Origin of the sequence: Serratia sp. szju, assembly GCF_044594185.1 — a bacterium.
In the GTDB taxonomy this organism is placed as follows: Bacteria; Pseudomonadota; Gammaproteobacteria; order Enterobacterales; family Enterobacteriaceae; genus Serratia; species Serratia bockelmannii.
The window spans coordinates 2,027,331-2,042,483 of the sequence record NZ_CP172576.1 but is presented as its reverse complement, the minus strand read 5'-3'; the positions used below and the strand labels follow the sequence as shown (position 1 = coordinate 2,042,483).

The 15,153-nt window shown below is 61.1% G+C and carries 13 protein-coding genes; 9 read left to right on the top strand and 4 right to left on the bottom strand.

Features of this window, described 5'->3' with window-relative positions; translation table 11 throughout:
• Nucleotides 1–65 precede the first annotated feature (65 nt).
• From abgT to RE418_RS09575, 6 genes are all read left to right on the top strand, one after another.
• Nucleotides 66–1,592, top strand: coding sequence for a p-aminobenzoyl-glutamate transporter (abgT, locus tag RE418_RS09600; protein WP_025304276.1), 1,527 nt, complete (start codon nucleotides 66–68; stop codon nucleotides 1,590–1,592).
• Between the two features lie 177 nt (nucleotides 1,593–1,769).
• Entirely contained in the window at nucleotides 1,770–2,696 is a 927-nt protein-coding gene (locus RE418_RS09595; protein WP_025304277.1) for an aminoimidazole riboside kinase, read from the top strand.
• 197 nt (nucleotides 2,697–2,893) lie between these two features.
• Nucleotides 2,894–4,303: a carbohydrate porin gene (locus RE418_RS09590; protein WP_025304278.1), complete on the top strand. Its 1,410-nt coding sequence runs from the start codon at nucleotides 2,894–2,896 to the stop codon at nucleotides 4,301–4,303.
• Between the two features lie 63 nt (nucleotides 4,304–4,366).
• The gene (locus RE418_RS09585) at nucleotides 4,367–5,737 is read left to right on the top strand and encodes a sucrose-specific PTS transporter subunit IIBC (RefSeq protein WP_043142125.1); all 1,371 of its coding nucleotides are present in this window, start codon (nucleotides 4,367–4,369) and stop codon (nucleotides 5,735–5,737) included.
• The gene (locus RE418_RS09580) at nucleotides 5,737–7,146 is read left to right on the top strand and encodes a sucrose-6-phosphate hydrolase (RefSeq protein WP_089181700.1); all 1,410 of its coding nucleotides are present in this window, start codon (nucleotides 5,737–5,739) and stop codon (nucleotides 7,144–7,146) included. Before RE418_RS09585 ends, RE418_RS09580 begins: the two co-directional genes overlap by 1 nt.
• A 21-nt stretch (nucleotides 7,147–7,167) precedes the next feature.
• Nucleotides 7,168–8,211, top strand: a complete 1,044-nt coding sequence (locus tag RE418_RS09575) for a LacI family DNA-binding transcriptional regulator (RefSeq protein WP_399676124.1) — start codon at nucleotides 7,168–7,170, stop codon at nucleotides 8,209–8,211.
• Nucleotides 8,212–8,266: 55 nt separating this feature from the next.
• Here RE418_RS09575 and exbD read toward each other — a convergent pair whose 3' ends face one another.
• Together exbD and exbB are read right to left on the bottom strand one after the other, a co-directional pair.
• The gene (exbD, locus tag RE418_RS09570) at nucleotides 8,267–8,689 is read right to left on the bottom strand and encodes a TonB system transport protein ExbD (protein WP_004937307.1); all 423 of its coding nucleotides are present in this window, start codon (nucleotides 8,687–8,689) and stop codon (nucleotides 8,267–8,269) included.
• Nucleotides 8,690–8,692: 3 nt separating this feature from the next.
• Nucleotides 8,693–9,691: a tol-pal system-associated acyl-CoA thioesterase gene (gene exbB, locus RE418_RS09565; protein WP_399676122.1), complete on the bottom strand. Its 999-nt coding sequence runs from the start codon at nucleotides 9,689–9,691 to the stop codon at nucleotides 8,693–8,695.
• A 432-nt stretch (nucleotides 9,692–10,123) separates the two neighbouring features.
• On the opposite strand from exbB, the gene metC reads away from it, so the two are divergent.
• Together metC and RE418_RS09555 are read left to right on the top strand one after the other, a co-directional pair.
• The gene (gene metC / locus RE418_RS09560; protein ID WP_043142120.1) at nucleotides 10,124–11,320 is read left to right on the top strand and encodes a cystathionine beta-lyase; all 1,197 of its coding nucleotides are present in this window, start codon (nucleotides 10,124–10,126) and stop codon (nucleotides 11,318–11,320) included.
• A 145-nt stretch (nucleotides 11,321–11,465) separates the two neighbouring features.
• Complete coding sequence (locus RE418_RS09555) at nucleotides 11,466–12,128, top strand: DedA family protein (protein ID WP_025304285.1); 663 nt, start codon at nucleotides 11,466–11,468, stop codon at nucleotides 12,126–12,128.
• A 10-nt stretch (nucleotides 12,129–12,138) separates the two neighbouring features.
• Here the strand turns inward: RE418_RS09555 and RE418_RS09550 are convergent, their stop codons facing one another.
• A complete protein-coding gene (locus tag RE418_RS09550; protein WP_025304286.1) occupies nucleotides 12,139–13,059 on the bottom strand; it encodes a LysR family transcriptional regulator in 921 nt (306 codons plus the stop codon).
• Between the two features lie 107 nt (nucleotides 13,060–13,166).
• Between RE418_RS09550 and RE418_RS09545 the strand changes: the two genes are divergently transcribed.
• Nucleotides 13,167–14,195 (top strand): NAD(P)-dependent alcohol dehydrogenase, encoded by a 1,029-nt coding sequence (locus RE418_RS09545; protein ID WP_025304287.1) that lies wholly within the window; start codon nucleotides 13,167–13,169, stop codon nucleotides 14,193–14,195.
• A 7-nt stretch (nucleotides 14,196–14,202) separates the two neighbouring features.
• On the opposite strand, the gene RE418_RS09540 is transcribed toward RE418_RS09545, so the two are convergent.
• On the bottom strand, nucleotides 14,203–15,090 hold the full coding sequence (locus RE418_RS09540) for an AraC family transcriptional regulator (protein ID WP_227255625.1): 888 nt from the start codon (nucleotides 15,088–15,090) through the stop codon (nucleotides 14,203–14,205).
• Nucleotides 15,091–15,153 lie beyond the last annotated feature (63 nt).

The window sequence follows — 15,153 nt, the reverse complement described above, 5'->3', positions numbered from 1 at the left end:
AGAATAATTATAAATAAATCAAATAATAACAATCACACAACAGAGCAAACACAGAGGGTAAAATCATGAGTGAGGCCACAACGCCAATCAATAAAAGCCCCGGACGCGTTTTTTACTGGGTGGAACGCATCGGCAATAAGATCCCTAATCCGTTTTTACTGTTCGTCTATTTGATCCTGGTGCTTATGCTGGCCACCGCGCTATTTTCCTGGCTCGACGTGGCGGTGAAAAATCCGGCCACCGGCGAGCTCATCAAGGTGAATAATCTGATGAGCGTGGCGGGCATGCAGTGGATATTTCCCAACATCATCCATAACTTCAGCAGCTTTGCGCCGCTGGGGGCTATTTTGGCGCTGGTGATAGGCGCCGGCCTGGCGGAAAAGGTCGGCCTGCTGCAGGCGCTGATGTACAAAATGGCCTCGCGCGTCAGCGCCCGCTACGCCAGTTATATGGTGCTGTTTATCGCCTTCTTCAGTCATATATCGTCGGACGCCGCGCTGGTGGTGATGCCGCCCCTTGGCGCACTGATGTTCGTGGCGGTGGGCCGCCACCCAATAGCCGGACTGCTGGCGGCGATCGCCGGCGTCGCCTCCGGCTTTACCGCCAACCTGTTGATCGTCACCACCGACGTATTGCTTTCCGGTATCAGTACCGAAGCCACCAAAGCGGTGGATGGCGCGGTTCACGTCAGCGTGATCGACAACTGGTACTTTATGGCCACCTCAGTGGTCGTGCTGACCATCGCAGGCGCGCTGCTCACCGACAAATTTATCGAGCCCCGTCTGCCGAAGTGGCAAGGCAGCGCCGAAGACAAAATCGCAGCGCTGACCCCGCTGCAAAACCGGGGGCTGATGATGAGCGGTATCGCCGCGCTGGTGTTTATCGCCATCATCGCCGCTCTGGTGGTGCCGGAGGCCGCGCCGCTGCGTGACCCAAACACCGGTTCGGTGATCCCTTCCCCGTTCATCAAGGGTATCGTGCCGATCATCATCCTGTTCTTCTTCACCGTCGCCATTACCTATGGCGTAGTCACCAAACAGATCCGTCGGCCGGACGATATTCCCCACCACTTGCTCGATCCGATGAAAAGCATGGCGGGTTTTATCGTGATGGTATTTCCGCTGTCGCAGTTCGTGGCGTTCTTTAACTGGAGCAACATGGGCAAGTTTATGGCCGTCGGCCTGACCGATATGCTGGAAGCCGCCGGCATGAGTGGCGCACCGGCATTTCTCGGCCTGATGTTCCTCTCCGCCTTCCTGTGCATGTTCATCGCCAGCGGCTCGGCGATCTGGTCAATTTTAGCGCCGATCTTCGTGCCGATGTTTATGCTGCTCGGTTTCCACCCGGCGTTCGCCCAGATGATCTTTCGCATCGCCGACTCTGCGGTGCTGCCGCTGGCGCCGATGTCGCCGTTCCTGCCGCTGTTCCTCGGCTTCCTGCAGCGCTACCGCAAAGACGCGCAGCTCGGCACCTATTACGTGCTGATCCTGCCCTATCCTTTGGTGTTCTTCAGCGTGTGGATTTTGCTGCTGCTGGTCTGGTATGCGCTAGGCTTGCCAATCGGTCCCGGCGTCTATCCGAAGCTGGGCTAAATGCCCTGCTATCTCGCCCCGCGCTGGTTCGCGGGGCAGATTCCCTCCCCCCAAGCCCAGCAGAAAGATTGATCTTCCTCACTGCCCAAGCGGCTCTGAGGATTATTTCATTGCCTTGCTAAATCGGTTCTTCTATTTTAGCTAACCATCTGACAACGACAAAAATAGGGATTAAGCATGATGAATCGCGTATGGGTACTGGGCGACGCCGTGATCGACCTGGTGCCGGAAAATGCCAACGGTTATCTCAAATGCCCCGGCGGCGCGCCGGCGAACGTGGCGGTGGGTATCGCCCGGCTCGGTGGCGACAGCGCTTTTATCGGGCGTGTGGGGCAAGACGGCTTCGGCGCCTTTCTGCAGCAGGTACTGAGCGATGAAGGGGTGGATATCGGTCATATGCGACCGGATCCCGACCACCACACTTCCACGGTGGTGGTGGATCTCGATCTGCAGGGTGAGCGCTCATTCACGTTTATGGTGCAGCCCAGCGCCGATCTGTTTTTGCAGCCCGACGATCTGCCGGCTTTCCAACGGGGCGAATGGCTGCACCTCTGCTCCATCGCGCTTTCGCAAGAACCCAGCCGCAGCGCGGCCTTTGCGGCGATGGAACGCATTCGGGCGGCCGGTGGCCGGGTCAGTTTCGATCCCAACATCCGCGAAGAGGTCTGGCGCCAGCCGGAAGCGCTGCGCCCCTGCCTGCAAAAGGCGCTGTTGCTGGCGGACGTGGTGAAACTGTCGCGCGAAGAGCTGGCTTTCATCAGCCACCTTGACGATGTAGAGAACGGCATCCGCTGGATGATGCAAACCTACCCGACACGCCTGCTGCTGGTGACGCTGGGCGGCGACGGCGTCTGCGTACACGATGGGCATCGCCTGCGCCATTTCCGCGCGCCGTCGATCGTGCCGGTCGATACCACCGGCGCCGGCGACGCGTTTGTCGCCGGTCTGTTAGCGGCGCTGGCACGCCTTCACGAATTGCCGCAGGAAACGCAGTGGCCGGCGGTTATCGCCCAGGCTCAGGCCTGCGGCGCACTGGCCACCACCGCCAAAGGCGCCATGACCGCCCTGCCCCGCGCCGAAGAGCTCACCGCTTTTCTGCGCTGATCCCCTGCATCCACGGCGATCCCCTGGGCGCCGTGGTCTTTTACTCCCCACGATTTGCGCACTCGATCACAATAGCTGAATCGGGTTAGCAAACTTGATTGCCAGCCCGCTTCTTGATCGTTATCTTTCGCCATGAAAAACCGGTTTAGCAATTTAGCAAAAAATAATAACAACCCTTACCCGGATGATAGACGATGATGAAAAAACTCAGCTATTTGGCGATAACAACAGGGCTTTTCCTCTCTGCTTCCAATGCAGCGGCCTCGGGCAGCGGCAGCATCGAGGCGCGCCTCAACGCGCTGGAACAGCGCCTGGCGCAGGCGGAACGGCGCGCCGCACAGGCTGAAACCCGCGCGACGGCGGCGGAACGCCGGGCGCAACAGCTGGAGCAGCGCACCGCCAACACGGAACGGCAAACCGCGCAGATTGCGCAGCATACCGCCGCGCCGCAAACGCCAATTGCCCCGATCAGCGCACTGAAACTGAATGGATTCAATGATCTGAAACTGTACGGCGACGTGGAGTTCAATCTGGACGGCGCCAGCCGCAGCGGCCAGCTGACGTCGCTGAAAGGCAGCGACCACAAAGACTGGAAGCCTGGCAACAAAGAACGCTGGGATATCAACGGCCGCATTCTGGTCGGGCTGGACGGCTACCGCCGCAATCCGGACGGCAACTTCTCCGGCTTCAGCGTGCAACCGCTGGCAGACATGAGCGGCAAAATGAACCTGGATGACGCCGCCTTCTTCTTCGGCAATGAAAAGAACTGGCAAACCAAAATCGGCCGCTTCGAAGCCTACGACATGTTCCCGCTGAATCAGGACACTTTCATTCAATACTCCGGCAATACCGCCAACGATCTGTACGCCGACGGCTTCGGCTATATCTACATGATGAAAGAAGGCCGCGGCCGCAGCAGCAGCGGCGGCAACCTGATGTTGAGCAAATACGCCGGTGATGTCTATTTCGAGCTGAACACGCTGGTGGAGGACGGCACTTCGCTGTTCCAGGACAGCCGCTATCACGGCAACGCCCTGGACAATAAGAAAAACGTCGCCTATTTGCGCCCGGTGATCGCCTGGAAAAAAGACGCCTTCAGCATCGCGGCGGCAATGGAAAGCAACGTGGTAAATAACGCCTACGGGTATCAGGACAGCCAGGGCCGCTTCGTCGATCAGTCCAAGCGCAACGGTTACGGCATGACGATGAGCTGGAACAACAGCGCCGCCAACCCGGATAACGGCGTGGTGGCCAACCTGAGCACCGCCTATCTGGATGCCTCAGGCGAGCAAGACTTCACCGCCGGCGTGAACGTGCTGTGGCGGCGCTTCGAACTGGGTTATATCTATGCCCATAACAATATCAAAGAGTTCAATACCGCCGGGATCGCCGCCGATATCCACAACCCGCTCAGCGAACCGGGCAACTACGACATCCATACCGTTCACGCGTCGTATCAGATACCTAACATTATGAATATGAAGAATTTCAATCTGTATTTAGGCGCCTATGTGTCGCTGCTGGAAGCCAACGCCGACAACAAGATCGCCAACGGCGACAACGATCAACGTTACGGCATGCGCGCCAGATTCAAGTATTTCTTCTGACATCGATTCACGACGCTGCGTCGCAAACTGCGCGGCGGCATTTTTATTTAGCAAGGGGACAACATGGACATTACCGCAACCGCCAACGCGCTGTTGCCGCTGCTCGGCGGTAAAGAGAACATCGCCAGCGCCGCCCACTGCGCCACGCGCCTGCGTCTGGTGCTGGTGGACGACAGCAAGGTGGACAAAGAGGCCATCGGCAAACTGGACGGCGTCAAAGGCTGCTTCAGCAACGCCGGTCAAATCCAGGTAATCTTCGGCACCGGGCTGGTCAACAAGGTGCATGCGGAATTCATCAAGGCGGCGGGCGTCAGCGAATCCAGCAAGGCCGAAGCCGCCGATATCGCGGCGAAAAAGCTCAACCCGCTGCAGCGCATCGCCCGCCTGCTGTCGAACATCTTCGTGCCAATCATCCCGGCGATCGTCGCTTCCGGCCTGTTGATGGGGTTGCTCGGCATGGTGAAAACCTACGGCTGGGCCGATGCCAACAGCGCGCTGTTCATCATGCTGGATATGTTCAGCTCGGCGGCGTTCATTATCCTGCCGATTCTGATCGGCTTCACCGCCGCACGCGAATTCGGCGGCAATCCCTACCTGGGGGCCACGCTCGGCGGCATTTTGACGCATCCGGCGCTGACCAACGCCTGGGGCGTCGCCGGAGGGTTCCACACCATGAACTTCTTCGGGCTGGACATCGCCATGATCGGCTATCAGGGCACCGTATTCCCGGTGCTGCTGACGGTGTGGTTCATGAGCCTGCTGGAGAAACGGCTGCGTAAAGTGATCCCCAACGCGCTCGATCTGATCCTGACGCCGTTCCTGACGGTGGTCATCTCAGGCTTTGTCGCCCTGCTGTTTATCGGCCCCGCCGGCCGCGCGCTGGGTGACGGCATCTCCTTCGTGCTCAGCACGCTGATTGCCCATGCGGGGTGGTTCGCCGGGCTGCTGTTCGGCGGCCTCTATTCCGCTATCGTCATCACCGGTATTCACCACAGTTTCCACGCGGTAGAGGCCGGGCTGCTCGGCAACCCCACTATCGGCGTCAACTTCCTGCTGCCGATCTGGTCGATGGCCAACATCGCTCAGGGCGGCGCCTGCCTGGCGGTGTATTTCAAAACCCGCGACGCCAAAATCAAAGCCATCGCGGTGCCTTCCGCCTTTTCCGCCATGCTCGGCATCACCGAGGCGGCGCTGTTTGGTATCAACCTGCGCTTCGTGAAACCCTTCCTGGCAGCGCTGGCGGGCGGCGCGCTCGGCGGCGCCTGGGTGGTGGCCAATCACGTCGGCATGAACGCGGTCGGGCTGACGGCGATCCCTGGCATGGCGATTGTGCAGGCCAGTTCGCTGGTCAGCTATATCATCGGCCTGGCGATCGCGTTTGGCACCGCCTTCATACTCTCCCTCCTGTTGAAATATAAAACGGACGCGCAATGATGGAAGAACTCAGCTTAATCAAACAGGCGATGCAGGCGGTCATGAACGGCCAGCCACGCGCGCTGCGCGATCCGCACCGCCCGGCCTGGCATCTGGCGCCCAGCGTTGGCCTGCTGAACGATCCCAACGGCTTCATCCAGCACAACGGCGTTTATCACCTGTTCTATCAGTGGAATCCGCTGGGCTGCGATCATCGCAACAAGTGCTGGGGACACTGGCAGTCGACCGACTTGCTGCGTTGGGCGCATCAGCCGCTCGCCCTGGCACCAGGTGCCTGTTACGACAGCCACGGCTGTTATTCCGGCTCGGCGGTGGTGGCGGAAGATAAAATCACGCTGATCTACACCGGCAATGTGAAATTCCCCGACGGCTCACGCACTGCCTATCAATGCCTGGCTCAGGAAAGCGAACGGGGCGAATACCGCAAGCTCGGGCCGGTGCTGCCGCTGCCGGACGGCTACAGCGGGCACGTACGCGATCCCAAAGTGTGGCGTCATCAGAATGCGTGGTACATGGTGCTCGGCGCGCGTGACTTGCAGGATCGCGGCAAGGTGCTGCTGCTTCGTTCCAGCGATCTGCGCGCCTGGCAACCGCTGGGCGAGATCGCCGGTTCCGGCCTGCACGACCTGGGTGAATTCGGCTACATGTGGGAGTGCCCAGACCTGTTCTCGCTGGAGGACGCCGACGTGTTGATCTGCTGCCCGCAGGGGCTGGCGCCGCAGCCGGAACGCTATCTCAACAGTTATCAGGCCGGCTATCTGCTCGGCAAGCTGGATTACCTGCAGCCGGCCTTCAGCCACGGCGAATTTCGCGAGCTGGACGCCGGCTTCGAGTTCTATGCACCGCAGACGACGCTGGCGGAAGATGGCCGCCGCCTGCTGTTCGGCTGGATGGGCGTGCCCGAGCAAGATGAAGAAGCTCATCCGACGCGCCGTTACGGCTGGATCCACACCATGACCTGCCCGCGCGAGCTGTCGCTGCGGCATGGCCGCCTCCACCAGCGCCCGGCGCGCGAGCTGCAACAGCTGCGCGGCGAGCGAGCATGCTGGCAAGGCTGTGCCGATGATGCCCCCGCCTATGCGCTGGGGACTGCGGAGCTGCAGCTGACGCCGCAGGGCGCGTTCAGCGCCGCGTTTGGCGAGGCAATGACGCTGAACTGGGACGGCGAAAGGCTGCAGCTGACGCGCGCTTCCCTGGCCGACGGCCAGCCGGAGCACCGTTACTGGCGCGGCCCGGTCACGCATCTGCAGTTGCTGTTCGATCGTTCCAGCGTGGAGATCTTCATCAACCGCGGCGAGGCGGTGATGAGCGCGCGCTACTTCCCGGCCAGCGAGCCGCAACTGCGGCTGTCCGGAAGCGCGCCGCTGGCGTTGGAATACTGGCCGCTGACGCCATGCATGCTAGAATGACGCATCCTCCGATGACTTCAGATGGCGTCAGTGAAAAAAAATAAACGCATTACCATCAGTGACATCGCCACGCTGGCCGGGGTGTCGAAATCGACCGCCAGCCTGGTGCTGAACGGCCGCAGCAAGGAATATCGGGTGTCCGACGACACCCGCGACCGCGTTCTGGCGCTGGCGCACGAACACCATTATCAGCCCAGCATCCACGCCCGCTCTTTGCGCTCCAACCGCAGCCACACGCTGGGGCTGGTGGTGCCGGAGATGACCAACTACGGCTTTGCGGTGATTTCGCGCGAGCTGGAAACGCTGTGCCGCGAAGCCGGTCTGCAGCTGCTGATCGCCTGCACCGATGAAAACCCGGCGCAGGAGATGATGGCGGTGAACAGTCTGGTACAGCGGCAGGTGGATGGCTTGATCGTCGCCTCCAGCCAGTTGAACGATGCAGAATACCAGAAGATCAACGCCGGGATACCGGTGGTGCAGATGGACCGCCTGATCGCCGGCTCCGAACTGCCGCTGGTGATCACCGACTCGGTTAATGCGACCGCCGACCTGGTGGAAAAGGTCGCGCGCCAACATCCGGATGAGATCTATTTTCTCGGCGGGCAGCCGCGCATTTCGCCGACCCGCGATCGCCTCGCCGGCTTCCAGCTTGGCCTGGAGCGCGCCGGCATCACGTGCAAACCGGAATGGATCATCAACGGCAACTATCACCCCAGCTCAGGTTACGAGATGTTCGCTCAGCTGTGCGCACAGCTGGGGCGTCCGCCCAAAGCGCTGTTCACCACCGCCTGTGGCCTGCTGGAGGGCGTATTGCGTTATCTGACGCAGCATCAGTTGATGGAGAGCGACATTCACCTGTGCAGCTTCGACGATCACTACCTGTTCGATTGCATGACGCTGAAGATAGATACGGTCGCGCAAGACTGCCTGGCACTGGCGCAACATAGCTTCGACAAAGTCACCGCGCTTATCGACGAACGGCCGCTGGAACAGAGCGCGCTTTATCTGCCGGGCCGTATCCACTGGCGTCATGCCGGTTCCCGGGCGTTGTTAGCCGGGGAGTGATATCTCAGAATCAATAAAAAAGGGCGCCTGAGCGCCCTTTATCGTTTTGCTGCCGCTACTTGGCGGCACCTTCCATACCCACCAGCCCCACTTTCAGGTAACCGGCTTTACGCAAGGTGTCCATCACGCTCATCAGCGTTTCATAGTCCACGCTCTTGTCCGCCTGGAAGAAGATGGTGGTTTCTTTGTTCGCCTGAGTGCGTTGATCCAGCACCGAAGTCAGCTGATCGGCATTCACCGGCTGATCGCCAACGTAGAGCTGCTTGTCAGCCTTCACCGACAGGAAGACCGGTTTCTCCGGCCGCGGCTGCGGTTTGGCGGAGGAGGCCGGCAGATCGACGCGGATATCTACCGTTGCCAGCGGCGCGGCCACCATAAAGATGATCAACAGCACCAACATGACGTCGATAAACGGCGTCACGTTGATTTCATGCAGTTCGCCGCTGTCGTCCAAATCTTCATTTAAGCGCATCGCCATGGCTCACCCCGCCCGCAGTTGGTGTGCGTGCTGTGAGCGCTTGGCTTCCGCCGTTGCGGCCAGATCCAGATCGCGGCCCTGCAGCAGCAAGACCTGCGCCGCCACGTCGCCTACCTGGGCGCGATGGCCGCTGATGACGCGGGCGAAGATGTTGTAGATAACGACCGCAGGGATCGCCGCTACCAGGCCCATCGCAGTCGCCAGCAGCGCCTCTGCGATGCCCGGCGCCACGACCGCCAGGTTGGTGGTCTGCGAATGGGCGATGCCGATAAAGCTGTTCATGATGCCCCAGACGGTACCGAACAGGCCGACGAACGGCGAGATGGCACCAATGGTGGCGAGGAAGCCGTTGCCGCGGCCCATGTTACGGCTGTAGGCCGCCACGCGGCGCTCGAGACGGAAACCGGTGCGTTCTTTGATGCCGTTGTTGTCGTTGGATTCCGCAGACATCTCCAGCTCATTTTGCGCATCGTTCAGCAGTACCGCACTGACGCTCTCCGGGGAGAAGTTTTGCGCCAGCTCGGAAGCTTCATCCAGCGAGCGCGCTTCGGCCAGTGCCAACTGCTCGCGACGCAGACGGCGCTTGGCGCGCAGCAGTTCACTGCCTTTAGCGAACAAAATGGTCCAGGTCACGATAGACGCCAGCACCAGGCCGATCATCACCGCTTTCACCACCGCGTCGGCGTGCTGGTACATGCCCCAAATGGACAGGTCCATGCCCCAAATGGACAGGTCCATGCCGCGGGTTTCCGGTGGCTGGATCGTCGGTGCCGGGTTCACCGGCGTGATGCTTTCCGGCGCAGCGGCTGCAGGTGCAGGCGCGGTGGTCGGCGCAACGCTTTCGGTAACGGCCGGATTGGCCGCCGGCGCTGCCTGCGCGCTGCCGGCCAGCCCCACAACCAGCACCATAGAAGCCATCAGGCTGCGGCCAAAGGCCTTGCCCCACTGCGCCCGGCCCTGACCGAACGATCCTTGATTTAAATTCTTGCCAGCCGTTTTCACGCTGTGCCTCCACCCATTACCGATCAAAATTAAGGAATAATTCAGCGTGCGATCATATCAAACCAACCGGGGATTGATAGTAGTTCTCATTATTATTTACCAAATAAACGCGAAAATTTTAGCCAGCCCCGCGGCAAAGCGCCAATCCGCGCCCGTTCACCGCCAAACGCTCCTTTTATGGGGGTTATTTCGTTACTTTTCTCCCACAACGGTGCAACAAGACCACGCTGCCGAACGACGTCTCGACCGATGAATGGGCTTCTCTCTCGCCGCTCGGCAGAAGGATGAGGCGAGAAATGCGCCGCTGACAGCCAATTATAGCCGTTTCTATATCCAGAAGTTAAAACGTCTGGATGGCTATATCAACTCATGCTAACGTAAGGGCTATCGTAAACGGGCACGTGCAGAGCAACCAGAGGTGAGCCAGGTACCATGACGTCAAAACACATCGAAACCACGCTGATCGGCGCCGGCCGCGGCAAACGCTACACCCAGGGCTCCGTCAATCCCGTCACGCAACGCGCCTCTTCTTTGGTCTTCGACTCCGTCGCCGCCAAAAAGCACGCCACCGCGCAACGCGCCCACGGCGAGCTGTTTTACGGCCGACGCGGCACGCTGACCCACTTCGCCCTGCAAGATGCGATGGTCGAGCTGGAGGGCGGCGCCGGCTGCGTGCTGTACCCCTGCGGCGCGGCGGCGGTGGCCAATGCGATCCTGTCGTTCGTCGGCGCCGGCGATCACCTGCTGGTCACCGGTTCGGCGTACGAACCGACCCAGGATTTCTGCACCCACATCCTCGGTCGCATGAACGTCAGCACCACCTATTTCGATCCGTTGATCGGCGCCGATATCGCCACGTTGATCCAACCCAATACCCGCGTGGTGTTCCTGGAATCCCCCGGCTCCATCACTCTGGAAGTGCAGGATATCCCGGCCATGGTGCAGGCCATTCGTGCCGTGGCGCCGGAGGTGGTGATCATGATCGACAACACCTGGGCGGCGGGCGTGCTGTTCAAGGCGCTGGATTTCGACATCGATATCTCCATTCAGGCCGGCACCAAATACCTGATCGGCCATTCCGATTACATGCTCGGCACCGCCGTCGCCAACGCGCGCTGTTGGGAGCAACTGCGCGAGTACTCCTATCTGATGGGGCAGATGGTGGATGCCGACACCGCCTACATGGCGAGCCGCGGCCTGCGTACCCTGAGCGTGCGCCTGAAGCAGCACGAGCGCAGCAGCATTGAGGTCGCCAACTGGCTGGCCGAACGGCCGGAGGTGGCGACGGTCAATCACCCAGCCCTGCCCAGCTGCAAGGGCCACGAGTTCTACCGCCGCGACTTCAGCGGCTGCAACGGGCTGTTCTCTTTCGTGCTGAAAGAGCGGCTGGATGATGCGCAGCTGGCCGCTTACCTGGACAACTTCAGCCACTTCAGCATGGCCTACTCCTGGGGCGGCTTCGAGTCGCTGATCCTGGCCAACCAGCCGGAAGAGCTGGAAGCCATCCGGCCGGCGGGCGGCGTCGATTTCTCCGGCACGCTGGTGCGCATACACATCGGCCTGGAGAACGTCGAAGACCTGATCGCCGATCTGGCGGCCGGTTTCGATCGCCTCAACGGCGTGCGCTAAGGCGGATTCCGGTAATTTTCTTCGTCTCGTTTAATGTCGGCTTAAGCTATTAGCGGTACACTAACCGGATAACTGTCAGATACGGTAACCGCCGCATCCTGGAGAACGTGACCCCGGGCGCAACCGGCATGCAACAGGACATAAAATGGATGTATTACGAGAGATTATTCATGCGCTTTGGCAGCAGGACTTTATCGCCCTCGCCGATCCTAGCGTGATTTGGGTGGTTTATGCCGTGCTTTTCACCACCCTGTTTTTGGAAAACGGACTGCTGCCCGCCTCCTTCCTCCCCGGCGACAGCCTGCTGCTGCTGTCGGGTGCGCTGATCGCCAAAGGCGTGATGGGCTTTGCCCCCACCCTGTTGATTCTGACCGCCGCCGCCGGTCTCGGCTGTTGGCTGAGCTATATCCAGGGCCGCTGGCTGGGCCACACCGGCCTGGTGAAAGGCTGGCTGCTGCAATTGCCGGCGCAATATCACCAGCGCGCTCATAACCTGTTCAATCGCCACGGGCTGACGGCACTGCTGATCGGCCGTTTCCTCGGCTTCGTGCGCACGCTGCTGCCGACCATGGCCGGCATTTCCGGGCTCAACAGTTCGCGCTTCCAGGTGTTCAACTGGCTGAGTGCGGCGATCTGGGTCTGCGCGCTGGTCGGCCTCGGTTACGCGTTCAGCCAAATCCCTCTGGTGAAACGCTACGAAAGCCAGGTGATGACCGGCCTGATGCTGCTGCCGCTGTTGCTGCTGTTCGTCGGCCTGCTGGGCGCCATGCTGGTGATCTGGCGTAAAAAGCGCGCCTCCTCCTCCTGATCCAGGCGCACTACAGCGCCTTCTCAACCAACGCCAGACTGGCGGGCAACTTGCTCACCAGCGTATCCACCGCCAGCCGCACCTTCAGCGGCAGGTGGGGCGTGTGTGGCCATACCGCATGTGCATCAAAGGCGGCGCCCGGCCGATCGCGCAGTAAGCGTACCAGCGCCCCGCTCAACAGCTGCTCACGCACCAGCCAGCACGGCAGCCAGGCGATGCCGAAACCCGCCGTCGCTGCATCCGCAATCGCCTGCAAATCGTCCATCTGCAACCGGTTATTCGGCATCACGTCCTGCGGTTTGCCGTTCTCGTCCAGCACCCGCCAGCTGCGCCGCGCGCCGGCGCGCATATAGGTCACCGCCTCGTGCTGAGCCAGTTGCTCAATGCTGTGCGGTTCGCCGCACCGCTGCAGATAGGCCGGCGAGGCGCACAGCGTCATGCGGTGATCGCCGATACGACGCGCCACCAGCCCGCTGCTGTTGGCCAGCGTGCCGTTACGGATCGCCATATCGAAACCGTCCTCAATCAGATCCACCACCCGATCGCTGAACGACAGCTCCAGCTCCAGGCCAGGGTGCTCACGCGTCAGATCGGTCAGCAACGGCGCAATACACATGCGGCCAAACAGCACCGGCATCGACACCCGCAGCCGGCCGCTGACCTGCCGCTTGCCCGACTCCAGCAACGTTTCCGCGCTGCGGATCTCCTCCAGCGCCCGCAGGCAGCGCTCATAGAACAACGCACCGTCGTCGGTCAGGCTCTGGCTGCGGGTGGTGCGATGAAACAGCCGCACGCCCAGCCGCTGTTCCAGCCGGGCGATGGTTTTCCCTACCGCCGAACGCGACAGGTGCAACCGACTGGCCGCCAACGCAAAACTGCCCGCCTCCACGGCGGTGACGAATACCGAAATGCCGCTCAATCGATCGCTCATGATTTGTCGCTCTGAAAGAAACAATCTGCGGAAATCTTATCGCCACTGGCGAACCTCTATCAACGATATTATCGACAGGTCGTTAATCGCTGACTTTGGAGAACATCATGACCGACACGATGCAACGCTGGACGATGGATACCCTGGGGCGTGAACACCTGCAGCTGACCACCGAAGCGGTTCCGCAGCCGGGGCCACACGAAATCAGAGTGAAAGTGAAGGCGGTAGCGCTCAACTACCGCGACAAAATGATGATTGAAAGCGGCATGGGGCTGACGCTGCCGCAGTCGTTCACCCCCGCCTCTGACATGGCCGGCGAGGTCGACGCTATCGGCCCCGGCGTCAGCCGGTTCCAACCCGGCGCCCGGGTCATCTCCACCTTCAGCCCCGGCTGGCTCGACGGCCGGCAAAAACCGTACGGCGATGCGCGCCAGGTGCCTTACCACACCCTTGGCGGCTTCTATCAGGGCGTACTGGCGGAATACGTGATTTTGCATGAAGACTGGCTGGTGGCGGCGCCGACGTCGCTGGACGACGCGCAGGCCAGCACCCTGCCGTGCGCCGGGCTGACCGCGTGGTTCGCGCTGGTAGAGCAAGGCAAACTGCATGCCGGCGAGACGGTGCTGGTGCAAGGCACCGGTGGCGTGGCGCTGTTCGCGCTGCAGATCGCCAAAGCGCACGGCGCCGAGGTGTACGTGACCTCCGGCAGCGATGAAAAGCTGGCGCGCGCCCGGGCACTGGGCGCCAGTCACGGCATCAACCGGCTGAACGGCGATTGGGTGGAGGCGGTTTATGCGCTGACGCAGGATCGCGGCATCGACCATGTGATCGACACCGTCGGCGGCCCGAATCTCGGCAACTCAGTACGCGCCGTGGCGGTGGGCGGCCGCATCTCGGTGATCGGCGTGCTGGCGGGCGCCGAGATTTCCGCGCCCGCCGGCCTGCTGCTGCTGAAATCGGCGCAGATCCAGGGCATCGGCGTCGGCCATCGCCGCGCGCTGGAAGATCTGGTGCGCGCCGTGGACGCCGTCAACCTGCAGCCGGTGATCGATCAGGTATACCGCTTCGACCAGCTGCCGCAGGCGTTGGATCATCTCGATCGCGGGCCGTTCGGCAAGATCGTTCTGACCCCGTAAACGCGGCTCAGCCCTCCAGCAGCAGCGGATTGGCATCGCGCAGCCGGGCGACTTCATCGCTCGGCGTCATGCCGAACAGCCGTTTGAATTCACGACTGAACTGCGACGCGCTCTCGTAACCGACGCGGATCGCCGCCGTGCTGGCCTTCAGACCGTCATGCACCATCAACAGGCGCGCCTTATGCAGCCGGTACGATTTCACGTACTGCAGCGGAGAGGTGTTGGTCACCGCCTTGAAGTTATGGTGAAACGCCGACACGCTCATGTTGACCTCGCTGGCCAACTGCTCGACGTTGAGATTGTCGGCATACTGATTTTCTATGCGCCGCAGCGCCTTGGCGATCTGGCTGAAGTGGGTATGTCGATTAACCAGCTCCTGCAGCGACGCACCGCAGGTGCCGCGCAGCACATAGTAGAGGATCTCGCGCACGATCTGCGGCCCCAGCACCCGGGCGTCGAGCGGCTTGGCCATCACGTCCAGCAGGCGTTCAGTGGCACACAGCAGCGCTTCCGTCAGCTCGGCCAGATTTACCCCGTTGCTCTCCGCCCGCGGCTGCATCAGGTAGTCGTCGTCGCCGATGTCGATCAGCAAATCCTGCAGCATTTGGGTATCGATATTGACCGCCAACCCCACCAGCGGCAACTCCGGGCTGGCGAAGGTTTCGCACTCGAACGGCAGCGGCACCGTCATCAGCAGGTAGTTGCGCGGATCGTATTGGAACACCTTGTTGCCGCAATAGCCGACCTTGTGCCCCTGAAAGATGATGACGATCCCCGGTTCGTACATTACCGGTTGACGCGGGCAGTGGCGATCGACATACAGGATCTTCACCCGCGGCACCGGTGACGGCGTATAGCCGTTGCCGGTGGCGATAGCCATCGCCTGGCGTGCCATGCGGCTGCGCAGCGCATCGATTTCAGTCACGGAAACACCCTCTTACAGTCAGAACGATTCGGC